The sequence below is a fragment of the Enterobacter sp. Res13-Sevr-PEC09-46 genome, assembly GCF_015672585.1.
In the GTDB taxonomy this organism is placed as follows: Bacteria; Pseudomonadota; Gammaproteobacteria; order Enterobacterales; family Enterobacteriaceae; genus Enterobacter; species Enterobacter hormaechei_C.
Map to the genome: position 1 here is coordinate 596,765 of NZ_JADABR010000020.1, position 22,014 is coordinate 618,778.

At 56.7% G+C, this 22,014-nt stretch carries 22 protein-coding genes; 9 read left to right on the forward strand and 13 right to left on the reverse strand.

From position 1 onward, the window contains the following. The first annotated feature begins 84 nt into the window (after positions 1–84). Positions 85–1,527 (forward strand): pyruvate kinase, encoded by a 1,443-nt coding sequence (gene pyk / locus IMQ56_RS16500; protein WP_003859767.1) that lies wholly within the window; start codon positions 85–87, stop codon positions 1,525–1,527. A 43-nt stretch (positions 1,528–1,570) separates the two neighbouring features. Here the strand turns inward: pyk and lpxM are convergent, their stop codons facing one another. From lpxM to znuA, 3 genes are all read right to left on the reverse strand, one after another. Next, positions 1,571–2,542 (reverse strand): lauroyl-Kdo(2)-lipid IV(A) myristoyltransferase, encoded by a 972-nt coding sequence (gene lpxM, locus IMQ56_RS16505; protein ID WP_015570283.1) that lies wholly within the window; start codon positions 2,540–2,542, stop codon positions 1,571–1,573. Between the two features lie 117 nt (positions 2,543–2,659). Then, positions 2,660–3,979, reverse strand: coding sequence for a murein DD-endopeptidase MepM (mepM, locus tag IMQ56_RS16510; protein WP_003859762.1), 1,320 nt, complete (start codon positions 3,977–3,979; stop codon positions 2,660–2,662). A gap of 15 nt (positions 3,980–3,994) precedes the next feature. Next, positions 3,995–4,939 (reverse strand): zinc ABC transporter substrate-binding protein ZnuA, encoded by a 945-nt coding sequence (znuA, locus tag IMQ56_RS16515; protein ID WP_026080689.1) that lies wholly within the window; start codon positions 4,937–4,939, stop codon positions 3,995–3,997. A gap of 77 nt (positions 4,940–5,016) precedes the next feature. On the opposite strand from znuA, the gene znuC reads away from it, so the two are divergent. Further along, positions 5,017–5,772 (forward strand): zinc ABC transporter ATP-binding protein ZnuC, encoded by a 756-nt coding sequence (znuC, locus tag IMQ56_RS16520; RefSeq protein WP_017384350.1) that lies wholly within the window; start codon positions 5,017–5,019, stop codon positions 5,770–5,772. Continuing rightward, positions 5,769–6,554 carry a zinc ABC transporter permease subunit ZnuB gene (znuB, locus tag IMQ56_RS16525; RefSeq protein ID WP_003859755.1) on the forward strand — a complete coding sequence of 262 codons (786 nt, stop codon included), beginning with the start codon at positions 5,769–5,771 and terminating at the stop codon, positions 6,552–6,554. Before znuC ends, znuB begins: the two co-directional genes overlap by 4 nt. Positions 6,555–6,606: 52 nt before the next feature. Here the strand turns inward: znuB and ruvB are convergent, their stop codons facing one another. The 6 genes from ruvB to aspS form a co-directional block, all read right to left on the reverse strand. Further along, positions 6,607–7,617: a Holliday junction branch migration DNA helicase RuvB gene (gene ruvB / locus IMQ56_RS16530; protein ID WP_003859753.1), complete on the reverse strand. Its 1,011-nt coding sequence runs from the start codon at positions 7,615–7,617 to the stop codon at positions 6,607–6,609. 8 nt (positions 7,618–7,625) lie between these two features. Further along, positions 7,626–8,240, reverse strand: a complete 615-nt coding sequence (gene ruvA, locus IMQ56_RS16535; protein WP_003859751.1) for a Holliday junction branch migration protein RuvA — start codon at positions 8,238–8,240, stop codon at positions 7,626–7,628. 80 nt (positions 8,241–8,320) lie between these two features. After that, positions 8,321–8,842, reverse strand: coding sequence for a crossover junction endodeoxyribonuclease RuvC (ruvC, locus tag IMQ56_RS16540; RefSeq protein ID WP_003859749.1), 522 nt, complete (start codon positions 8,840–8,842; stop codon positions 8,321–8,323). 34 nt (positions 8,843–8,876) lie between these two features. Then, entirely contained in the window at positions 8,877–9,617 is a 741-nt protein-coding gene (locus IMQ56_RS16545) for a YebC/PmpR family DNA-binding transcriptional regulator (RefSeq protein WP_003859747.1), read from the reverse strand. Between the two features lie 27 nt (positions 9,618–9,644). Next, a complete protein-coding gene (nudB, locus tag IMQ56_RS16550) occupies positions 9,645–10,088 on the reverse strand; it encodes a dihydroneopterin triphosphate diphosphatase (RefSeq protein ID WP_196064091.1) in 444 nt (147 codons plus the stop codon). A 1-nt stretch (position 10,089) separates the two neighbouring features. Beyond that, the gene (gene aspS / locus IMQ56_RS16555; protein WP_017384352.1) at positions 10,090–11,862 is read right to left on the reverse strand and encodes an aspartate--tRNA ligase; all 1,773 of its coding nucleotides are present in this window, start codon (positions 11,860–11,862) and stop codon (positions 10,090–10,092) included. Between the two features lie 262 nt (positions 11,863–12,124). On the opposite strand from aspS, the gene IMQ56_RS16560 reads away from it, so the two are divergent. The 5 genes from IMQ56_RS16560 to cmoB are packed head-to-tail and all read left to right on the forward strand — an operon-like array spanning position 12,125 to position 15,705. Further along, complete coding sequence (locus IMQ56_RS16560) at positions 12,125–12,691, forward strand: hydrolase (RefSeq protein WP_015570278.1); 567 nt, start codon at positions 12,125–12,127, stop codon at positions 12,689–12,691. Continuing rightward, a complete protein-coding gene (locus tag IMQ56_RS16565; protein WP_047719453.1) occupies positions 12,688–13,506 on the forward strand; it encodes a DUF72 domain-containing protein in 819 nt (272 codons plus the stop codon). Before IMQ56_RS16560 ends, IMQ56_RS16565 begins: the two co-directional genes overlap by 4 nt. Before the next feature lie 51 nt (positions 13,507–13,557). Then, the gene (locus IMQ56_RS16570) at positions 13,558–13,953 is read left to right on the forward strand and encodes an MAPEG family protein (RefSeq protein WP_003859737.1); all 396 of its coding nucleotides are present in this window, start codon (positions 13,558–13,560) and stop codon (positions 13,951–13,953) included. Positions 13,954–13,993: 40 nt separating this feature from the next. Continuing rightward, entirely contained in the window at positions 13,994–14,737 is a 744-nt protein-coding gene (gene cmoA / locus IMQ56_RS16575) for a carboxy-S-adenosyl-L-methionine synthase CmoA (RefSeq protein WP_003859735.1), read from the forward strand. Further along, a complete protein-coding gene (gene cmoB / locus IMQ56_RS16580) occupies positions 14,734–15,705 on the forward strand; it encodes a tRNA 5-methoxyuridine(34)/uridine 5-oxyacetic acid(34) synthase CmoB (RefSeq protein ID WP_032648765.1) in 972 nt (323 codons plus the stop codon). Before cmoA ends, cmoB begins: the two co-directional genes overlap by 4 nt. 174 nt (positions 15,706–15,879) lie before the next feature. Here the strand turns inward: cmoB and cutC are convergent, their stop codons facing one another. Both cutC and IMQ56_RS16590 read right to left on the reverse strand, forming a co-directional pair. Beyond that, positions 15,880–16,623, reverse strand: coding sequence for a copper homeostasis protein CutC (cutC, locus tag IMQ56_RS16585; protein WP_017384404.1), 744 nt, complete (start codon positions 16,621–16,623; stop codon positions 15,880–15,882). 78 nt (positions 16,624–16,701) lie between these two features. After that, a complete protein-coding gene (locus tag IMQ56_RS16590) occupies positions 16,702–17,262 on the reverse strand; it encodes a VOC family protein (RefSeq protein ID WP_015570274.1) in 561 nt (186 codons plus the stop codon). Positions 17,263–17,500: 238 nt separating this feature from the next. Here IMQ56_RS16590 and argS point away from each other — a divergent pair, with 238 nt between their 5' ends. Further along, on the forward strand, positions 17,501–19,234 hold the full coding sequence (gene argS / locus IMQ56_RS16595; protein WP_040117795.1) for an arginine--tRNA ligase: 1,734 nt from the start codon (positions 17,501–17,503) through the stop codon (positions 19,232–19,234). Positions 19,235–19,268: 34 nt separating this feature from the next. Here argS and IMQ56_RS16600 read toward each other — a convergent pair whose 3' ends face one another. Both IMQ56_RS16600 and IMQ56_RS16605 read right to left on the reverse strand, forming a co-directional pair. Further along, on the reverse strand, positions 19,269–20,408 hold the full coding sequence (locus IMQ56_RS16600) for a glycoside hydrolase family 105 protein (protein WP_047747363.1): 1,140 nt from the start codon (positions 20,406–20,408) through the stop codon (positions 19,269–19,271). A 4-nt stretch (positions 20,409–20,412) separates the two neighbouring features. Beyond that, positions 20,413–21,996, reverse strand: coding sequence for an MFS transporter (locus IMQ56_RS16605; RefSeq protein ID WP_047740857.1), 1,584 nt, complete (start codon positions 21,994–21,996; stop codon positions 20,413–20,415). Positions 21,997–22,014: the final 18 nt, after the last annotated feature.

The following is a 22,014-nucleotide window of genomic DNA, read 5'->3' on the forward strand; positions in this document are numbered from 1 at the left end:
TCCCCTCGCTACTGCCTTGCGATAGATGAAGGCCGATTCTATGTTCACGCAACACCAAAGTTGTTTCAGTCAACGGAGTATTACATGTCCAGAAGGCTTCGCAGAACCAAGATCGTCACCACCTTAGGCCCGGCCACCGACCGCGATAATAACCTCGAAAAGATTATCGCCGCGGGTGCCAACGTGGTGCGCATGAACTTCTCTCACGGTACGCCAGAAGACCATAAATTACGTGCCGACAAAGTGCGTGAAATCGCAGCTAAACTGGGCCGCCATGTTGCTATCCTCGGTGACCTGCAAGGTCCAAAAATCCGCGTATCGACCTTTAAAGAAGGCAAAGTCTTCCTCAACATCGGCGATAAATTCCTGCTGGATGCCAACCTGAGTAAAGGCGAAGGCGATAAGGAAAAAGTGGGTATCGACTACAAAGGTCTGCCTGCTGACGTTGTGCCTGGCGACATCCTGCTGCTGGACGACGGACGCGTACAGCTGAAAGTGCTGGAAGTTCAGGGTATGAAGGTATTCACCGAAGTGACCGTCGGCGGCCCGCTCTCCAACAACAAAGGCATCAACAAACTCGGCGGTGGACTGTCTGCCGAAGCGCTGACCGATAAAGACAAAGCGGATATCGTGACCGCAGCGCAGATCGGCGTGGATTACCTGGCCGTCTCCTTCCCGCGCTGCGGCGAAGATCTGAACTATGCTCGCCGCCTGGCGCGCGATGCAGGCTGCGATGCGAAAATCGTTGCGAAAGTGGAACGCGCTGAAGCGGTCTGCGATCAGGACGCGATGGACGACGTGATCCTGGCGTCTGACGTGGTGATGGTTGCCCGTGGTGACCTGGGCGTGGAAATTGGCGACCCTGAACTGGTCGGTATCCAGAAAGCGCTGATCCGTCGCGCGCGTCAGCTGAACCGCGCGGTGATCACCGCCACCCAGATGATGGAATCCATGATCACCAACCCAATGCCAACCCGTGCGGAAGTCATGGACGTGGCGAACGCCGTGCTGGATGGTACCGATGCGGTGATGCTGTCAGCGGAAACCGCGGCAGGTCAGTATCCGGCAGAAACCGTGGCCGCCATGGCGCGCGTGTGCCTGGGTGCAGAGAAGATCCCAAGCATTAACGTCTCTAAACACCGTCTGGACATTCAGTTCGACAACGTGGAAGAAGCGATTGCGATGTCCGCGATGTACGCAGCCAACCACCTGAAAGGGGTCACGGCGATCATCACCATGACCGAATCTGGCCGTACCGCGCTAATGACGTCCCGTATCAGCTCCGGTCTGCCGATCTTCGCCATGTCCCGTCACGAGCGTACGCTGAACCTGACGGCGCTGTATCGCGGCGTGACGCCAGTATACTTCGACAGCACCAACGACGGCGTGGCCGCCGCGCACGATGCCGTGAACCTGCTGCGCGACAAAGGTTATCTGGTATCCGGTGATATCGTTATCGTGACGCAGGGTGACGTGATGAGCACCATCGGCTCAACCAATACCACCCGCGTACTGACCGTAGAGTAAGCTCCAATCCCCTCTCCCCTAAGGGGAGAGGGGTGAAGGTTTCCTATTTCTTCGGGAAAAGCTCTTTACGCTTATACGGCTCTGTTTCGCCAGGTTTACGCGTTTTGAGCAGCTTCAGGATCCACGTATATTGCTCCTTATGCGGCCCCACCAGCACCTCCACCTCTTCATTCATGCGACGTGCGATGGTGTGATCGTCTGCGGTCAGCAGATCGTCCATCGGCGGACGTACCTCAATGCTCAGGCGATGCGTTTTACCGTCATAAACCGGGAACAGTGGGATCACGCGGGCGCGGCAGACTTTCATCAGGCGACCAATCGCGGGTAGCGTGGCTTTATAGGTTGCGAAGAAATCGACAAACTCGCTGTGTTCCGGGCCGTGGTCCTGATCGGGCAGATAGTAGCCCCAGTAACCCTGACGTACCGACTGAATGAAAGGCTTAATGCCATCGTTTCGGGCGTGCAAACGCCCGCCAAAGCGACGGCGCACGGTATTCCAGACGAAGTCGTAGATTTTGTTTCCCTGATTATGGAACATCGCCGCCATTTTCTGGCCCTGCGACGCCATTAACATCGCCGGAATGTCTACCCCCCAGCCGTGCGGCACCAGGAAAATCACCTTTTCATCATTGCGACGCATCTCGTCGATGATCTCCAGCCCTTTCCAGTCAACGCGTTCGACGATCTTCTCCGGCCCTTTCAGCGCCAGTTCCGCCATCATCGCCATGGCCTGTGGCGCGGTGGTATACATGTCATCAATGATTGCTTCGCGTTCGGCGTCGCTTTTATCCGGAAAACAGTACAACAGATTTATTTGCGCGCGGCGGCGTGCGCTTTTACCTAAGCGCCCTGCCAGGCGCCCCACTTTGCCGAGCACCGGATCGCGGAGGGAAGCAGGTAGCAACGCCATGCCAGCAAACGCGTATACGCCAAGCCAGGCGCCCCAGTTACGCGGGTGGCGAAAAGATTTTTCAAACTCGGGAATGTACTCAATATTGTTTTTTTTGGTTTCCATGCGGGTTCCAGGGTCTGGTGACGCAAAAATATATTCGGATAGTGTAGCGAGGCTGCCGCCCGCGCACAAAAGAAAAAGCCGGCGCATACTGACGCCGGCTTTTTAAATCAGGAGAGCTTAGTCGAAGCGCAGCTGCGGCATCACCTCTTTCACCTGCGCCAGGTAATCTTTGCGATCTTTGCCGGTCAGCCCTTCGGTGCGCGGCAGTTTCGCCGTCAGCGGGTTAACCGCCTGCTGGTTGATCCACACTTCGTAGTGCAGGTGCGGACCCGTCGACCGGCCGGTGTTACCGGACAGCGCGATGCGATCGCCACGTTTCACTTTCTGGCCCGGTTTGACCAGCAGTTTACGCAGGTGCATGTAGCGGGTGGTGTACGTACGACCATGACGAATAGCAACGTAGTAGCCAGCAGCACCGCTGCGTTTCGCCATGACCACTTCACCATCCCCTACCGCCAGCACTGGCGTGCCCTGCGGCATGGCGAAGTCAACGCCACGGTGCGGCGCTACGCGGCCAGTTACCGGGTTCAGACGACGCGGGTTAAAGTTGGAGGAGACGCGGAACTGTTTCGCCGTTGGGAAACGCAGGAAGCCTTTTGCCAGACCCGTACCGCTGCGGTCATAGAACTTACCGTCTTCCGCGCGAATAGCGTAGTAGTCTTTGCCGTCTGAACGCAGACGAACGCCCACCAGCTGGCTCTGCTCGCGCTTACCGTCCAGCATTTCGCGGGACATCAGGACAGAGAACTGATCGCCTTTTTTCAGTTTACGGAAATCCATCTGCCACTGCATGGCTTTGATCACCGAGCTGATTTCAGCGCTGGTCAGGCCGGCATCGCGTGCGCTGGAAACAAAGCTGCCGCCGACGGTCCCTTTCATGACGCTGTTAACCCAGTCGCCCTGCTGCAATTCGCTGGTCATTTTGAAACCGTTTGCAGTGCGATCGTAGGTACGGGTTTCGCGACGGGACATCTCCCAGGTCAGACGTTGCAGATCGCCGTCGGGCGTTAGGGTCCAGGAAAGCTGCTGACCAATTTTCAGGTTACGCAGCTCTTTATCGGATGCGGCGAGCTGGCTGATGTTGCCCATGTCGATACCGTACTGGTTCAGGACGCTGCTCAGCGTATCGCCAGTAGAAACAACATATTCATGAATGCCGGCTTCATTCTGGATCTTGTCATCCAGCTCATCCTGGGGAATCGCTTCATCTTCCTGAGCGGCCTGATCGATAGGCTCGCTGGCCTCAGGCAGCAGAGAGCGGATCTCGCTCTTCTCCAGTTCGATGGTTTTAATGATTGGGGCGGAACTCGGGTGGTAAACATAGGGCCGCCAGACGGCGACCGCTAATGTGAGAACTGTAAGCGACCCCAGCATAACGCGGTGGGGTCGAGGCAGATTGTTAAATGCCAGGGCGACAGAGCGGGCTATCTGTTGCACGTATTCACTTCCTCGTTAATCTCCTTTCAGGCAGCTCGCATACTGATTCGCCAGTTGGCTGAGGAACTGCGAATAGCTCGCTTTGCTCAACTGGATGTTCGTACCTAGCGGGTCAAGGGTTCCCATGCGCACGGATGTTCCCCTGGCCACGGCTTCTACGACCGCTGGCCTGAACTGTGGCTCAGCAAAAACGCATGTCGCTTTTTGCTCAACCAACTGTGTTCTGATTTCATGTAAACGCTGCGCACCAGGCTGAATTTCAGGGTTGACGGTAAAATGCCCCAGCGGGGTCAGACCGTAATGTTTCTCGTAATACCCGTAGGCATCATGAAAAACGAAGTACCCTTTTCCTTTAAGCGGTGCGAGCTCGTTACCCACCTGTTTATCGGTTGCGGCTAATTGAGCCTCAAAATCCTTCAGGTTGGCGTCGAGTTTGATTCGACTTTGCGGCATAAGTTCCACTAATTTGTCGTGGATTGCAACCGCTGTAAGCCGCGCTATCTCTGGGGAGAGCCAGAGATGCATGTTGTATTCGCCGTGATGGTGATGGTCGTCACCTTTTTCACCGTGAGCATGGTCGTGGTCGTGTTCGTCACCCTCGTCCTCAGCTCCTTTCATGAGTAACGGTTTCACGCCGGACAGCCCGGCAATCGTCACCTGTTTCTCAGCGGCAAGCTGACTGGCTGACTTCTGCATGAACGCTTCCATCTCAGGACCAATCCAGACGACTAAGTCCGCGTTCTGTAAGCGTTTTACATCAGATGGACGCAGGGAATAATCATGCTCGGAAGCACCATCAGGCAGCAGAACCTGGGTCTCAGTGACCCCATCTGCGATGGCAGAGGCGATAAATCCAAGCGGTTTAAGCGAAGCGACAACGGCGGCGTTAACATCTTGTGCTGTTGTACCCCAAAGAGCAGCGGATAAAGCTGCGAAAAGAAGCGTATTTTTCTGTAACATAATGCGACTAATCATCGTAATGAATGCGTGGAATGTGATATTATAACATTCGATGACTTCTGCAAGCTTAAATTGACATGACGACTTTAGTTTCTCTTGAAAATGTTTCGGTCTCATTCGGCCAGCGCCGCGTCCTTTCTGACGTGTCGCTGAATCTGAAGCCCGGCAAAATACTCACGCTGCTCGGTCCTAACGGTGCAGGCAAGTCGACGCTGGTACGCGTCGTATTAGGCCTGGTAGCCCCTGACGCAGGTGTTATCGTCCGCCAAGACAAGTTGCGTATCGGCTATGTGCCGCAAAAATTACACCTCGATGCCACCCTGCCCCTGACGGTGAGCCGCTTCCTGCGCCTCCGTCCCGGTACGCGTAAAGCGGATATCCTCCCGGCGCTGAAACGCGTTCAGGCGGGACATCTTGTTGAGGCGCCCTTGCAAAAGCTGTCGGGCGGTGAAACCCAGCGCGTATTACTTGCCCGCGCCCTGCTCAGCAGCCCTCAGCTGCTGGTCCTGGACGAGCCGACGCAGGGTGTTGACGTCAACGGTCAGGTTGCGCTGTACGATCTGATTGACCAGCTCCGTCGGGAGCTTAACTGCGCGGTGCTGATGGTGTCCCATGATCTGCATCTGGTGATGGCCAAAACCGACGAAGTGCTGTGCCTGAACCATCACATTTGTTGTTCCGGCACGCCGGAAGTGGTGTCAATGCATCCGGAATTTATCTCTATGTTTGGCCATCGCGGCGCCGAGCAACTGGGCATCTATCGTCATAATCACAATCACCGCCATGATTTACAGGGACGAATTGTCCTGCGTCGGGGAAATGGACACTCATGATTGAACTGTTACTGCCCGGCTGGCTGGCCGGGATTATGCTTGCCTGCGCCGCGGGTCCACTCGGCTCGTTTGTCGTCTGGCGCAGAATGTCCTATTTCGGCGATACGCTGGCCCATGCTTCATTGCTGGGTGTGGCGTTTGGTTTGTTACTGGACGTGAACCCGTTTTATGCGGTGATTGTCGTCACGCTGCTGCTGGCTGCCGGTCTGGTCTGGCTGGAAAAACGCCCTCACCTGGCAATTGATACCCTGCTCGGCATTATGGCGCACAGCGCCCTGTCGCTGGGCCTGGTGGTGGTGAGCCTGATGTCAAACATCCGCGTAGACCTGATGGCCTACCTGTTTGGCGATCTGCTGGCCGTCACGCCCGAAGATCTGATTTCCATTGCCATTGGCGTGGCGGTGGTGCTCGGGATCCTGCTGTGGCAGTGGCGGAGTTTACTGGCAATGACCGTCAGCCCGGATCTGGCCTTTGTCGACGGCGTGAAGCTTCAGCGCGTAAAGCTACTGTTGATGCTGGTGACGGCGTTAACCATCGGCGTGGCGATGAAATTTGTTGGCGCGCTGATCATCACGTCGCTGCTGATAATTCCTGCCGCCACGGCGCGCCGTTTTGCGCGTACGCCGGAGCAAATGGCCGGTATCGCGGTGATTATCGGAATGATTGCGGTGACGGGCGGGTTAACCTTCTCGGCGTTTTATGACACGCCAGCGGGGCCGTCGGTGGTACTGTGCGCGGCGGTGTTGTTTATTTTCAGTATGATGAAAAAGACCGCGCAGTAGTCAGCATGTCCCCGGTGACGCTTCGCTTACCGGGGCTACAATTTATCGCTGCTTACGGCATCGCGGGCGGCGTAATACCGAAATGATTCCACGCCCGCACCGTCGCCATACGACCACGCGGGGTTCGCTGTAGGAAGCCCTGCTGGATCAGATACGGCTCCAGCACGTCCTCGATAGTCTCACGCTCTTCGCCAATTGCCGCCGCCAGGTTATCCAGCCCTACCGGCCCGCCAAAGAACTTATCCAGCACCGCCAGCAGCAGCTTACGGTCCATATAGTCAAAGCCTTCGGCATCGACATTCAGCATATCCAGCGCCTGGGCGGCGATCTCGGCCGATATGGTGCCGTCGTGCTTCACCTCGGCAAAGTCACGCACCCGGCGCAGCAGGCGGTTGGCAATACGCGGCGTACCGCGGGAGCGCTTCGCCACTTCAAACGCTCCCTCTTCGCTCATATCCAGCCCCATGTAGCGCGCGCTGCGCCCCACAATATGCTGAAGGTCAGGCACCTGATAAAACTCCAGACGCTGCACGATACCAAAACGGTCGCGTAACGGAGAGGTCAGCGAGCCGGCGCGGGTCGTGGCGCCAATCAGGGTAAACGGTGGCAGATCGATTTTGATCGAGCGCGCGGCCGGGCCTTCACCGATCATGATATCCAGCTGGTAATCCTCCATTGCCGGATAGAGCACTTCCTCCACCACCGGCGACAGGCGGTGGATCTCGTCGATAAACAGCACGTCATGCGGTTCGAGGTTGGTCAGCATCGCCGCCAGGTCCCCTGCTTTCTCCAGTACCGGGCCGGAGGTGGTACGCAGGTTAACGCCCATTTCGTTGGCGACGATATTCGCCAGGGTGGTTTTACCTAACCCCGGCGGACCAAAAATCAGCAGGTGATCGAGCGCATCGCCGCGCAGCTTTGCCGCCTGGATGAAAATCTCCATCTGAGAACGAACCTGCGGCTGGCCGATGTACTCATCCAGCAGTTTGGGACGGATCGCGCGATCCACCACGTCATCTGGCTGAATAGTGCCTGCCGATACCAGGCGGTCTGCTTCAATCATCCTTTACCTCACAATGCAGCGCGCAGCGCTTCACGAATCAGGGTTTCACTGCTGGCATCCGGTTTAGCAATTTTGCTCACCATCCGGCTGGCCTCCTGAGGTTTATAGCCCAGCGCCACCAGCGCGGCAACCGCTTCCTGCTCGGCATCATCATCCGATGCAGGCGCGCCCGGGGAAGTCAGCACCAGATCGGCTGCCGGAGTGAACAGATCGCCATGCAGACCTTTGAAGCGGTCCTTCATCTCGACAATCAAACGCTCGGCGGTTTTCTTGCCGATGCCCGGAAGCTTAATTAACGCAGCCGGATCTTCCCGCTCAACGGCATTCACAAACTGTGGCGCTGACATACCGGACAGAATCGCCAGCGCCAGCTTCGGCCCGACGCCGTTGGTTTTGATCAATTCGCGGAACAGGGTGCGTTCCTGTTTGTTATTGAATCCGTACAGCAGCTGAGCGTCTTCACGCACCACAAACTGGGTAAAGACAACCGCCTCTTTGCCCGCCTCCGGCAGTTCGTAGAAGCAGGTCATCGGCATATGGACTTCATAGCCCACGCCACCCACTTCCAGCAGTACTAACGGGGGTTGTTTTTCAATGATGATGCCTCTGAGTCTGCCTATCACGTGACGCTCCTGCGTTCTGGAAGAAATTATCTGCCGACATAATAAAAAAAGGCTGGATAAACATCCAGCCTGATTTGTCATTATCGTAACCTGCCTCGCGCCAGATTGAGCCGCGACTCGCTCATTTGCATCGCATTCTGGCTGACGTGACAGTGGGTAATCGCAATGGCCAGCGCATCCGCGGCGTCGGCCTGCGGGTTCGCAGGGAGCTTCAGCAGGGTACGCACCATGTGCTGCACCTGGCTTTTCTCCGCGCTACCAATGCCCACCACCGTCTGCTTAACCTGACGGGCCGCGTACTCAAACACCGGCAGATCCTGGTTCACGGCGGCAACAATCGCCACGCCGCGCGCCTGACCGAGCTTTAACGCCGAGTCAGCGTTTTTCGCCATAAAGACCTGCTCGATGGCGAAATAGTCCGGCTGGAACTGGGTGATGATCTCCGACACGCCCGCATAGATGAGCTTCAGGCGCGACGGCAGATCGTCCACTTTGGTGCGAATACAGCCGCTGCCGAGGTAGGTTAGCTGGCGTCCCACCTGACGGATAACGCCATAGCCGGTGACGCGTGAGCCGGGGTCAATCCCGAGAATAATCGACATCACGCGTCTCCCGTAAACGGTTTACAGGCTCTCATCAGAGAGTCGCTGCAACCTCATCAGAGATTTCACCGTTGTGATACACTTCCTGCACGTCGTCGCAGTCTTCGAGCATGTCGATCAGACGCAGCAGTTTCGGTGCGGTTTCCGCATCCATGTCCGCTTTGGTAGACGGGATCATGGAGACTTCAGCGTTATCCGCCTTCAGGCCAGCCGCTTCCAGCGCATCGCGCACGGCACCCATCTCTTCCCATGCGGTGTAAACATCAATAGCACCGTCGTCGTAGGTCACCACGTCTTCCGCACCGGCTTCCAGCGCCGCTTCCATGATCGCATCTTCGTCGCCTTTCTCGAAGGAGATGACGCCTTTTTTGCTGAACAGGTACGCTACAGAACCGTCAGTGCCCAGGTTGCCGCCAGTTTTGGTGAACGCGTGACGCACTTCCGCAACGGTACGATTACGGTTGTCGGACAGACACTCAACCATCACCGCCGTACCGCCAGGACCGTAACCTTCATAAATGATGGTTTCCATGTTCGCGTCTTCATCACCGCCCACGCCACGTGCGATGGCACGGTTCAGGGTGTCACGCGTCATGTTGTTGGACAGGGCTTTATCCACCGCCGCGCGCAGACGTGGGTTAGAGGCCGGATCGCCGCCGCCCAGACGCGCCGCTGTCACCAGCTCACGAATGATTTTGGTAAAGATTTTACCGCGTTTGGCATCCTGTGCCGCTTTGCGGTGTTTGGTGTTGGCCCACTTACTATGACCTGCCATAAAAAGTTCTCCAAAAATCGCGCCTTCTCAGGCAGCGTTAATTACAAATTCTTCAATCGCCTGCCGGTTGCTCCACGACTTGGTCAGTGCGGCGGCATCCGCCGCATTCACCCAGCGGTAGGTCAGGTGTTCCGTGAACACGATCTCCCGCTCATGGGGAAGCGCAAGGCAGAACCACGATTCCGTATTGCGCTCAACGCCCGGTGCATAGCGATGACGTAAATGGCGAAAAATTTCAAACTCCACCGTGCGCTGACAGTCCTTCAGGGTCAGTTGCTCGTAAGCAACATCAATGGCGACCTCTTCCTTTACTTCACGCGCGGCGGCCTGCGGCGCGGTCTCCCCCTCTTCCAGGCTGCCGGTAACCGACTGCCAGAAATCCGGATCGTCGCGCCGCTGCAACATCAGCACCCGCTTCGTGTCTTCTGCATAAATGACCACCAGAACCGAAACGGGACGCTTATATGCCATATCAGTTTTTCTCTTCCTTCTTCACCACCTCAATGCCCAGCTCAGCCAGCGCGGCCGGGTTGGCAAAGCTTGGCGCTTCAGTCATCAGACACGCCGCTGCGGTGGTTTTCGGGAAGGCGATCACATCACGGATGTTGTCGGTGCCGGTCAGCAGCATGGTCAGACGGTCAAGACCGAAGGCCAGACCCGCGTGCGGAGGGGTACCGTACTTCAGGGCGTCCAGCAGGAAGCCAAACTTCTCGCGCTGCTCCTGCTCGTTAATGCCCAGAATGCCGAACACGGTCTGCTGCATTTCACCGCTGTGAATACGCACGGAGCCGCCGCCCACTTCGTAGCCGTTGATGACCATATCGTAGGCGTTTGCCACCGCGTCTTCCGGCGCCGCTTTCAGCTCTGCCGCCGTCATCTCTTTTGGCGAGGTGAACGGGTGGTGCATCGCGGTCAGGCCGCCTTCACCGTCGTCTTCAAACATCGGGAAGTCGATCACCCACAGCGGCGCCCATTTGCTTTCGTCGGTCAGGTTCAGGTCTTTGCCGAGCTTCAGACGCAGCGCGCCCATCGCATCCGCAACCACTTTCTTGTTGTCTGCGCCGAAGAAGATCATGTCGCCGTCCTGCGCGCCGGTGCGCTCAAGGATCGCTTCCACGATGTCCGCATTCAGGAACTTCGCCACAGGGCTGGTGATGCCTTCCAGACCTTTTGCACGCTCGGTTACTTTAATATAGGCCAGACCTTTCGCGCCGTAGATCTTGATGAAGTTGCCGTAGTCGTCAATCTGCTTACGGCTCAGGGCAGCACCGCCCGGAACGCGCAGGGCAGCCACGCGGCCTTTCGGATCGTTAGCCGGGCCAGCAAAGACCGCGAACTCAACGGCTTTCACCAGGTCTGCCACGTCCACCAGCTCCATCGGGTTACGCAGGTCTGGTTTGTCAGAACCGTAGCGACGCTCGGCTTCCGCGAAGGTCATGACAGGGAAATCGCCCAGCTCAACGCCTTTCACGTCGTTCCACAGGCTACGCACCAGGGCTTCCATCACCTCACGCACCTGCTCAGCGGTCATGAAGGAGGTTTCCACATCGATCTGGGTAAATTCTGGCTGACGGTCAGCGCGCAGGTCTTCGTCGCGGAAGCATTTCACGATCTGATAGTAGCGATCGAAGCCGGACATCATCAGCAGCTGTTTGAAAAGCTGTGGTGACTGCGGCAGCGCGTAGAATTTGCCTTTATGGACGCGGGATGGCACCAGGTAGTCGCGCGCGCCTTCCGGCGTGGCTTTGGTCAGCATCGGGGTTTCGATATCAAGGAAACCGTGGTCATCCATAAAACGGCGCACCAGGCTGGTGATTTTCGCACGGGTTTTCAGGCGCTGAGCCATTTCCGGACGACGCAGATCCAGGTAGCGGTATTTCAGACGCGCTTCTTCGGTGTTGACGTGGTTGGAGTCCAGCGGCAACGCTTCCGCGCGGTTGATGATCGTCAGATCGGACGCCAGCACTTCGATAGCGCCGGTCGCCATGTCGGCGTTGACGTTTTTCTCGTCACGCGCACGCACGGTGCCCGTCACCTGAATGCAGAACTCATTGCGCAGCTCAGAAGCCAGCTTCAACGCATCAGCGCGATCCGGATCGAAGAACACCTGAACGATACCTTCGCGGTCACGCATATCAATAAAGATAAGGCTACCAAGATCGCGACGACGATTGACCCAACCACACAGGGTGACCTGCTGCCCGACGTGGGACTGACGCAGCTGCCCGCAATATTCTGTACGCATGAGATATCCCTTAATTAGCCGCAGGCTGATTGTCGCCTGTCTCGCAGGCTACGATGTCGCAGCTTTCTGTATGTCACAACTGGATGAAAAAAGGCGGCTATTATACTGGAAATTCTGCCGCACGATAAGAGCGAAGCACGGCCTGACGCGCGTTTGCTGAACTCTTATTGCCTATTCTCACAAAAATTAACAAAATTATCCGACCGATAACAGGCCATCACGTCGTAAGGTGTAGAAAAGCAATCATTTGACGGGAGTGACGATGTTTACACTTGATGCCACCAAAACCGCCCTTGTGGTCATTGATTTACAGGAAGGCATTCTGCCTTTTGCCGGTGGTCCGCACACCGCTGACGATGTGGTCAGCCGCGCTGCGCGCCTGGCAGAAAAATGCCGCGCCAGCGGCTCGCCTGTTGTTATGGTGCGCGTCGGCTGGTCCGCTGATTTCGCCGAAGCGTTAAAACAGCCGGTTGATGCCAAGGCCCCGGCGCAGGCGCTGCCGGACAACTGGTGGACATATCCTGTCTCGCTCGGTAAACGCGACAGCGATATAGAAGTCACCAAACGCCAGTGGGGCGCATTCTACGGCACCGACCTGGAGCTCCAGCTGCGCCGTCGCGGGATCGACACGATTATTCTGTGCGGGATCTCCACCAACATCGGTGTGGAATCCACCGCCCGTAACGCCTGGGAGCTGGGCTTTAACCTGGTGATCGCGGAAGATGCGTGCAGCGCAGCCTCTGCGGATCAGCACCAGGGCAGCATGACCCATATCTTCCCGCGTATCGGTCGCGTGCGCAGCACGGATGAGATCCTCAGCGCGCTATGATGTACGTGGGCCTGCCCCAGTGGTCGCACCCGAAATGGGTGCGCCTGGGTATTACCAGCCTTGAAGAGTATGCCCGACACTTTAACTGCGTGGAGGGCAATACCACGCTGTACGCTCTGCCCCGCGCGGAGATCGTCGAACGCTGGCGCGAGCAAACCAGCGACGACTTCCGCTTTTGCTTTAAATTCCCGGCGACCATCTCCCACAACGCCGCGCTGCGCAACTGCGATGATTTAACCCACGAGTTTTTCACCCGGATGTCGCCTCTGGCCAACCGTATTGGCCAGTACTGGCTCCAGCTTCCCGCCACGTTTGGCCCGCGCGACCTGCCTGCCCTCTGGCAGTTTCTCGACGCCCTGCCGCATGGCTTCACCTACGGCGTAGAAGTAAGGCATCCGGAATTCTTTGCCAAGGGCGACGCGGAGAAAGCGCTCAATCGCGGCCTGCATGAACGATCGGTCAACCGCGTGATCCTCGACAGCCGCCCCGTACATAGCGCAATCCCGCACAGCGAAGCCGTTGTTGATGCCCAGCGCAAAAAACCTAAAGTGTCCGTCCACGCGATCGTAACGGCACAGAACCCGATGGTCCGGTTTATCGGCAGCGATAACATGCAGCAAAATGAGGAGATGTTCGCCGTCTGGCTGCAAACGCTGGCGAAATGGGAGCACACCACCACGCCGTACCTTTTTTTACATACGCCGGATATCGCACAGGCGCCTGAACTGGTCGATGCTCTCTGGCAGGCCTTGCAGCAGGCAGTTCCGTCGGTTGGCCCCGCGCCGTCCATCCCACAACAATCTTCTCTTTTCTGAAATCACCCCCTATCATAGAGACGTGCCATCTGCCAAAAACAGGGAGTTAGTATGGTCAGCGCGCTGTATGCGGTGTTAGGTGCATTACTGCTGATTAAGTTTTCATTTGATGTTGTGCGCCTGAGAATGCAGTACCGCGTCTCGTACGGTGACGGGGGATTTTCTGAGCTACAAAGCGCAATCCGCATTCACGGCAACGCGGTAGAGTACATTCCCGTCGCGTTAATTTTGCTGCTGTTAATGGAGATGGATGGCGCAGAAACCTGGATGGTGCACGTCTGTGGGCTACTGCTGATAGCAGGGCGTTTGATGCATTATTATGGTTTTCACCACCGCCTGATCCGCTGGCGTCGTTCCGGCATGAGCGCGACCTGGTGCTCGCTTTTGCTGATGGTGCTGGCTAACCTTTGGTATATGCCGTGGGAGTTGGTTTTCTCCTTCCATTAGCGCACAATATGCCCCTTTATTTTTCCCGGATTTTTACGTTATGTCAGATCGCGACACGCTTTTTTCCGCGCCTATCGCCAGCCTGGGCGACTGGACCTTTGATGAACGGGTAGCCGAAGTCTTCCCGGATATGATCCAGCGCTCTGTTCCCGGTTATTCCAATATTATCTCCATGATCGGCATGCTGGCGGAGCGTTTTGTTCAACCCGGCACGCAGGTCTATGACCTGGGCTGTTCGCTGGGAGCGGCAACGCTGTCCATTCGTCGTAACGTTCATCACGAAGGCTGCAAGATTGTGGCTGTCGATAACTCACCGGCTATGGTTGAACGCTGCCGTCGCCACATTGATGCGTATAAAGCCCCTACGCCTGTGGAGGTGGTAGAAGGCGATATCCGCGATATCGACATCCAGAACGCCTCGATGGTGGTACTGAACTTTACCCTTCAGTTCCTGGTACCGGACGATCGTCAGCGGTTGCTCGATAAAATTTATCAGGGCCTGAACCCGGGCGGCGCGCTGGTGTTGTCTGAGAAATTCAGCTTTGAAGACGCCAGCGTGGGCGAACTGCTGTTCAACATGCACCATGATTTCAAGCGTGCAAATGGCTACAGCGAGCTGGAGATCAGCCAGAAGCGCAGCATGCTTGAAAACGTCATGCTGACGGATTCCGTAGAAACCCATAAAGCGCGCCTGCGCAAAGCCGGATTTGAACACAGCGAACTGTGGTTCCAGTGCTTTAACTTTGGTTCTCTGGTGGCGCTTAAAGCCGGAGACGCAGCATGATCGAGTTCGGTAATTTCTATCAGCTGATTGCCAAAAACCACCTTTCCCACTGGCTGGAAACCCTGCCTGCGCAAATTGCCACCTGGCAGCGCGATCAGCAGCATGGTCTGTTGAAGCAGTGGTCCAACGCCGTGGAGTTTCTGCCTGAACTGACGCCTCATCGTCTGGATTTACTGCACAGCGTGACGGCGGAGAGCGAAGAGCCGCTCCCGGCCGGGCAGATCAACCGCATCGAAACGCTGATGCGTAACCTGATGCCGTGGCGCAAAGGGCCGTTCTCGCTGTACGGTGTAAATATCAACACCGAGTGGCGCTCTGACTGGAAGTGGGATCGCGTTCTGCCGCATTTATCCGACCTGACCGGGCGCACCATTCTGGACGTGGGCTGCGGTAGCGGCTATCACATGTGGCGCATGATCGGCGCAGGCGCGCATCTGGCCGTCGGTATCGATCCGATGCAGCTGTTCCTGTGCCAGTTTGAAGCGGTGCGTAAGCTGCTGGGTAACGACCAGCGTGCGCACCTGCTGCCGCTGGGTATCGAGCAACTCCCTGCCCTGAAAGCGTTTGATACCGTTTTCTCGATGGGCGTGCTGTACCACCGTCGTTCCCCGCTGGAGCATCTCTGGCAGTTGAAAGATCAGCTGGTCAGCGGCGGCGAACTGGTGCTGGAAACGCTGGTCATCGAAGGCGATGAACATGCCGTTCTGGTGCCGGGCGATCGCTATGCGCAGATGCGCAACGTTTACTTCATCCCTTCCGCGCTGGCGCTGAAGAACTGGCTGGAGAAATGTGGGTTTGTCGATGTACGCATCGCCGATGTGTGCGTGACGTCGGTTGAGGAACAGCGCCGCACCGACTGGATGATCACCGAATCGCTGGAGCAATTCCTCGACCCGGACGATCACAGTAAAACCGTCGAAGGCTATCCGGCCCCGATGCGTGCGGTATTGATTGCGACCAAGCCGTAGCCTTTAGCTGGGTGGCGGCTGCGCCTTACCCGGCCTACGCGTGATTTCGTAGGCCCGGTAAGCGCAGCGCCACCGGGCAAAAAAGAAAAAAAGGCCCCTGTGTAATTTGCAGGGGCCTGGTACAAGCAAGCATCATATTGGGCGACATGATGCGCGGTAAAAATCGGTACGTTGCTACACGTGATGACGTTCAATCAACGATTTCATTACCGCAACCGACTCTCCATCCACACCGTAGCGCGAGTACTCATCCGCTTCAGCATCCGTCGACATTGACAACCCTGTATTGCGATAACGCATGGGTGAAGGTATCCATTTACCCGCCGAGCTGTGCAGCTCTTCCACCCCTGCGTTTAAAAACAGTTCCAGATTGCTGGCGCGTACTCCTGCGCCCGCCATGATTATTGGAACACCGGAATGTGCTTTTAGTTCCGTAATTAATTTCAGTCCTTTTTCAGCCGAGGACTGCTGGCCCGACGTCAGAACGCGCGCCACGCCCAGTTCTGCCAGCGTATCAAAGGCTTGTATCGGATCCTGACACATATCGAACGCACGATGAAAAGTGACCGCCATCCCCCGGGCGGCGCGCATGACCTGACGCATACGCGGAAGATCGATGTTGCCGTCTACGTCCAGCACACCGATCACCAGCCCCGGAAAACCGGAATCACGGACGAGGGCGATATCCTCAAGCATGGCACTGAACTCACCCGCCGTATAACAAAAATCACCGCCGCGCGGGCGAATAATCGGGTGCACCGGAATAGTGATGGCCTGACGGGCTGATTTCAGCACGCCAAAGGACGGGGTTAATCCTCCTTCTTTCGGTGCCGCGCAAAGCTCGATGCGATCGGCCCCCTGCCGTTGCGCAGTGACGGCACACTCCACGCTGTAACAACAAATTTCCAGCAGCGCCATGTCATCCTCCTTAAATTTCACTCAACGTACCATCGTGGCACGTTGCCCGATTGGTGTCTGGATCGACGCTCACAATGCTTACGCTTCGCTGGCGACGATCTGCTCGATAGTCCAGGGATGGAATTTCACCGTCACGTTGCCGTCCGTTACGGCAAGCGTAGGGTTCGGTAAGCGTTCGCGCTCCCCTTTTGGCGAGCTGGTTTTGACGAAAATACCCGGCTGGCTTAACCCCTCGTCGGAAAGCAGCGCCAGCGCACGGGCGTTCAGCGTCTCGGGCTCCCCAGGCAGAACAATTTCGATATGCTCCCAGCCTTCGTGCGGATAACGCTTCTCTCCTGGCCAGGGCAGTTCCACAACGGTGAATTGCCAGTGCGCCACCGTTACCGGCGCGTGAAGTTTGAACAGGCAGATCGGGCGACCGTTAATGATATTCTCCGACAGCAGTTCTCCGCACTGCTCAAAGCCACGCCGCCAGCGTTCGGCGGTGGCATTCTGGTGGCAGCGCAAAGAGATGTGATCGGCCTCAAGCGGCGCGATATCCAGCCCGAGACGGGTGGCAAGTTCTGTGAACGCCTGGGTGAAGCGCGGTAAATCTGCGGAAATATCATGCAGTTCGTCAATGGTGTGCCAGTTCGCCATAGGTCAGTCTCGTTTCGTGTCGCAAAGCCGCTAATTTACTCTGTTGCCCTCTGTCGACCAACCGCAGAATCACGGTTTTTTCGACTGCATGATTATGCATACCGTCTTCGCCTGGATTCTGAGCGATCTTCGCCCCCCGCAGGGCTGACGCCCGCAGGCATTTGCAGTATACTCCCGCCCTAAATTCTTAAACTGGCGTGGGTGTTTTTTACCCGCATCAAAAACGTAAGGTATCCAGGTGAATATTCAGGCTCTTCTCTCAGAAAAAGTCAGTCAGGCACTGATTGCCGCAGGTGCGCCTGCGGATTGCGAACCACAGGTTCGTCAGTCAGCGAAAGTACAGTTTGGCGACTATCAGGCTAATGGCGTGATGGCAGTGGCTAAAAAACTGGGCATGCCGCCGCGACAGCTCGCTGAGCAGGTACTGACGCATCTGGATCTCACCGGCATCGCCAGCAAAACCGAAATCGCCGGTCCAGGCTTTATCAACATTTTCCTTGAGCCTGCATTCCTCGCAAGCCACGTTGACGCGGCGCTGAAGTCTGACCGCCTGGGCGTGGCTCAGCCAGATGCGCAGACCGTGGTGGTTGACTACTCCGCGCCAAACGTGGCGAAAGAGATGCACGTCGGTCACCTGCGCTCCACCATCATCGGTGACGCGGCGGTGCGTACCCTGGAGTTCCTTGGTCACAAGGTGATCCGCGCTAACCACGTAGGCGACTGGGGCACGCAGTTCGGCATGCTGATCGCGTATCTGGAAAAGCAGCAGCAGGAAAACGCAGGCGAAATGGCGCTGGCAGACCTGGAAGGTTTCTACCGTGAAGCCAAAAAGCACTATGACGAAGATGAAGCCTTCGCCGAGCGCGCGCGCAGCTACGTGGTGAAACTTCAAGGCGGCGACCCGTACTTCCTCGAGATGTGGCGCAAGCTGGTGGACATTACCATGTCCCAGAATCAGCTCACCTATAACCGTCTGAACGTGACCCTGACCCGTGACGACGTGATGGGTGAAAGCCTGTATAACCCGATGCTGCCAGGCATTGTGGCGGACCTGAAAGCTAAAAATCTGGCGGTGGAAAGCGAAGGCGCAACGGTGGTGTTCCTTGATGAGTATAAAAACAAGGAAGGCGAACCGATGGGTGTGATCGTCCAGAAAAAGGATGGCGGCTATCTCTACACCACCACCGACATCGCCTGTGCGAAATACCGTTACGAAACCCTGCATGCGGACCGCGTGCTGTATTACATCGACTCCCGTCAGCACCAGCACCTGATGCAGGCGTGGACTATCGTGCGTAAAGCGGGTTATGTGCCGGATTCCGTGCCGCTGGAACATCACATGTTCGGCATGATGCTGGGTAAAGACGGTAAGCCGTTCAAAACCCGTGCGGGCGGCACCGTGAAGCTTTCCGATCTGCTGGATGAAGCGCTGGAACGCGCGCGTCGCCTGGTGGCCGAGAAGAACCCGGATATGCCTGCTGACGAGCTGGAGAAACTGGCTAACGCGGTTGGGATCGGCGCGGTGAAATACGCGGATCTCTCCAAGAACCGTACCACCGACTATATCTTCGACTGGGACAATATGCTGGCGTTTGAAGGCAACACGGCGCCATACATGCAGTACGCTTATACCCGCGTACTCTCCGTCTTCCGTAAAGCCAATATCGACGAAAGCGTGCTGGCGAATGCCACGGTGACCCTTACCGAAGACCGTGAAGCACAGCTGGCTGCCCGCCTGCTTCAGTTCGAAGAGACGCTCTCCGTGGTCGCGCGTGACGGTACGCCGCACGTTATGTGTGCATACCTGTACGATCTGGCCGGTCTGTTCTCTGGCTTCTACGAACACTGCCCTATCCTCTCTGCTGAGAGCGAAGCGGTGCGTCACAGCCGCCTGAAGCTGGCGCAGCTGACGGCGAAGACACTGAAGCTCGGTCTGGATACCCTGGGTATCGAAACCGTAGAACGTATGTAAAAAAGAAACCCGGCGAGCGCCGGGTTTTTTATTATCAGAAATATTTCCGCAAATATTCCGTCAGACACAGAATCGCCATTGCCTGTCCATACGGCATCGAGGTCAGCGGTATCTGGCGGTAAAACGCCAGATCGCTGCCCATCCCCGTCCCGAAGGACGTTTGCAGCAGCTCCCCTTCCGGCGAGATGTTTTGCACGATACCGCGAATCGCTTTCTCCGCCACCTCTGCGTACTCTGCGCCGACATAACGCTTGCGCACGGCTTTCAGAATGCCGTAGGCAAACCCTGCCGTGGCCGACGCCTCCAGATAAGAATCAGGATCGTCCAGCAGCGTATGCCACAATCCACTCTCGTCCTGACATTTTGCCAGTGCGGCGATCTGCGCGTTCAGTACCTGCACCAGATAGCGACGAACGGCGTTGTTTTCCGGCAGATCCACCAGCTCGAGGAAATCCGGGATCACGATGGTCAGCCAGCTGTTGCCGCGCGCCCAGCGGGCCCGGGCAAAGTTGTGATTGCCGTCGTAATTCCAGCCGTGGAACCACAGCCCGGTCTCCCGATCCATCAGATTCTGTACGTGGAGCAGAAACTGATAGTTCGCCTCCTCGACGTACTCCGGCTTGTTCAGCAGCTTGCCGATTTTCGCCAGCGGCAGCACCGTCATCATCAGCGTGTCATCCCACATCTGCTGATGGTTCTCTTCCGCCAGGGTGATGTGCTGCATGCCGCCATGTTCGGTGCGCGGCATCTCATTCATCGCCCATTCCGCCCAGCTTTCCAGCCACGGCAGCCAGGCAGGGTTTTTGGTCTCTTCGTAGCGATACGCCAGCGTCAGGAACGGCGACATGGTATTCACGTTTTTGGTGGTTGCGCCTTCAGCGAAACGGTCAGCAAACCAGCTGTCGATAATCTCGCGCATGCCTTCGTCACCGGTCTGGCAGTAATACTGCCAGATACCGTATAAACCGACGCCGTGGGTCCATTCCCATCCGGCCCAGCCTTTGGTGTCGATCACGCGCCCGTCGTCCAGCCGCAGCAAAAACTCACCCGTTTTGTCGTGGATACTGACCAGGTTATGCGTCACCTTTTGAATCAGCGATTTCAGCTCATCCCTGGCGATAAAGCGCTCAGGCTGACGCAGTAACGGGCTATGTTTGACAGGCCAAACTTTCATCATCTTAACCTCTGTTGTATGTCGAATTCAGTACCGCACGATCCTTCAGCGAAGGGGCCGCCGGCTTATTGCGATTCAGATAACCGATGTTGTTGTTGCCCCACAGGGATTCATACGGCATACCGGCCAGCATCTCCACGGTAGCGCGGGCCTGCGGGGTCACCGCCTCTGGCATCGCATGGCCGGACTCGCGCATTTTCGTGGTCTCTTCACGCAGGGTGCTGTGGGTCTGCAAATTGAGTTTGAAGCGCAGGGAGACAAGGAAGCCGCAGAACAGCACCAGAATAGTGCCAACGCTCAGGATCATCAGAATGGTGTGGCTCACTTCCGCAGGCTGCACTTTTTGCCCGCTGACAAAGCCCGACATCTGCATCACGATCCCCACCAGCATCACCGCACCGGCCTGAGACGCTTTACGGGTCAGCGTCATGATGCCCGCGAAGATCCCTTCGCGACGCTGACCGGTGATCACTTCGTCCACGTCAGCAATGTAGGTGTAGGTATTCCACGGTACGTAGTTGATACCCCCGCGGCCAAGACCGGCAACCGCAGAGATCAGCAGCAGCAGAGCGTAAACGTCGCTCAGGCCCGCGTAATAAAGCACCGCGTAAGAGAGCGAAGCCAGACCAAACAGCACGACCACCATGCGGTAAGACGGCGCAGGTCCGAAGCGAATGCACAGCGGGATCATGCCGATCACGGCGAGGAACTGGAAAATGGCCATCGTGCCCAGCAGGTTGGACGCCATTGACGCCTCCTGCATCAGCACAAATACCACGTAATAAGTGAACACCGCATTAAAGACGTCCTGGGCGATGTAGCCGCCAAGGTACATTCCCAGATGCTGGCGGAAAATCTTGATGCGCAGCGTCGAACTTAATTCGACAAAAAGACGGTTCAGGCTCTGGCCCAGGGTCAGCTTTTTCTTCTCTTCTTCAGCACGCAGGGCCGCTTCAGACCACTCTTCCCGCGGACGCTCCCAGGTGAAGAACCAGACGAAAGTAAGCATCAGCGCGCAGAGTACGGAGAAGACCAGGCTTGCATAGAAGAAGGAGATCGCGTTGTCTTTGCCGAAATGCGTGAGCAGGATCCCCGGCAGGAAGGAGGCCAGAATGGCGGACATCTGCGCCATTGAGATACGCGCCCCGGAGAATTTGGTTTTCTGTTTGAAATCGTCCGTCATCTCCGGCACCAGCGTTTCGTATGGCACCAGGATCATGGTGTAGACGATATCAAAGATCAGATAGGTCAGCAGGTAGTACCAGAAACTCATGTCCCCTACCCACATCAGCGAGTAGCTGAAAACGCAGGGAATACCGAGCAGGATGAAGAACTTACGACGGCCAAAACGCTTGCCCAGCCAGGTGGTGCCAAAGTTATCGGTCAAAAAGCCCATTAACGGGCTGACAACCGCATCCAGCACCCTTGCGGCAGCGAAGATAAAGGTTGCTTCAATCGGTGTGAGTCCACAGAAGGTGGTATAAAAATACAAAAGCCAGGCGGCCGTCAGGGCGGTAGTCCCCGCCCCGAGGAAGTCCCCTGACCCGTAAGCAAAATAATTTGCGAGTCCAATTTTACGTGTTTTCATTGCCGTCAACCCTAATCA

Bases quoted from the DNA above. Each gene is read 5' to 3' on its own strand.
- pyk (WP_003859767.1), top strand. From the start codon at position 85: ATGTCCAGAAGGCTTCGCAGAACCAAGATCGTCACCACCTTAGGCCCG.
- lpxM (WP_015570283.1), bottom strand. From the start codon at position 2,542: ATGGAAACCAAAAAAAACAATATTGAGTACATTCCCGAGTTTGAAAAA.
- znuA (WP_026080689.1), bottom strand. From the start codon at position 4,939: ATGTTACAGAAAAATACGCTTCTTTTCGCAGCTTTATCCGCTGCTCTT.
- znuC (WP_017384350.1), top strand. From the start codon at position 5,017: ATGACGACTTTAGTTTCTCTTGAAAATGTTTCGGTCTCATTCGGCCAG.
- znuB (WP_003859755.1), top strand. From the start codon at position 5,769: ATGATTGAACTGTTACTGCCCGGCTGGCTGGCCGGGATTATGCTTGCC.
- ruvB (WP_003859753.1), bottom strand. From the start codon at position 7,617: ATGATTGAAGCAGACCGCCTGGTATCGGCAGGCACTATTCAGCCAGAT.
- ruvC (WP_003859749.1), bottom strand. From the start codon at position 8,842: ATGTCGATTATTCTCGGGATTGACCCCGGCTCACGCGTCACCGGCTAT.
- IMQ56_RS16545 (WP_003859747.1), bottom strand. From the start codon at position 9,617: ATGGCAGGTCATAGTAAGTGGGCCAACACCAAACACCGCAAAGCGGCA.
- nudB (WP_196064091.1), bottom strand. From the start codon at position 10,088: ATGGCATATAAGCGTCCCGTTTCGGTTCTGGTGGTCATTTATGCAGAA.
- aspS (WP_017384352.1), bottom strand. From the start codon at position 11,862: ATGCGTACAGAATATTGCGGGCAGCTGCGTCAGTCCCACGTCGGGCAG.
- IMQ56_RS16560 (WP_015570278.1), top strand. From the start codon at position 12,125: ATGTTTACACTTGATGCCACCAAAACCGCCCTTGTGGTCATTGATTTA.
- IMQ56_RS16565 (WP_047719453.1), top strand. From the start codon at position 12,688: ATGATGTACGTGGGCCTGCCCCAGTGGTCGCACCCGAAATGGGTGCGC.
- IMQ56_RS16570 (WP_003859737.1), top strand. From the start codon at position 13,558: ATGGTCAGCGCGCTGTATGCGGTGTTAGGTGCATTACTGCTGATTAAG.
- cmoA (WP_003859735.1), top strand. From the start codon at position 13,994: ATGTCAGATCGCGACACGCTTTTTTCCGCGCCTATCGCCAGCCTGGGC.
- cmoB (WP_032648765.1), top strand. From the start codon at position 14,734: ATGATCGAGTTCGGTAATTTCTATCAGCTGATTGCCAAAAACCACCTT.
- cutC (WP_017384404.1), bottom strand. From the start codon at position 16,623: ATGGCGCTGCTGGAAATTTGTTGTTACAGCGTGGAGTGTGCCGTCACT.
- IMQ56_RS16590 (WP_015570274.1), bottom strand. From the start codon at position 17,262: ATGGCGAACTGGCACACCATTGACGAACTGCATGATATTTCCGCAGAT.
- IMQ56_RS16600 (WP_047747363.1), bottom strand. From the start codon at position 20,408: ATGAAAGTTTGGCCTGTCAAACATAGCCCGTTACTGCGTCAGCCTGAG.
- IMQ56_RS16605 (WP_047740857.1), bottom strand. From the start codon at position 21,996: ATGAAAACACGTAAAATTGGACTCGCAAATTATTTTGCTTACGGGTCA.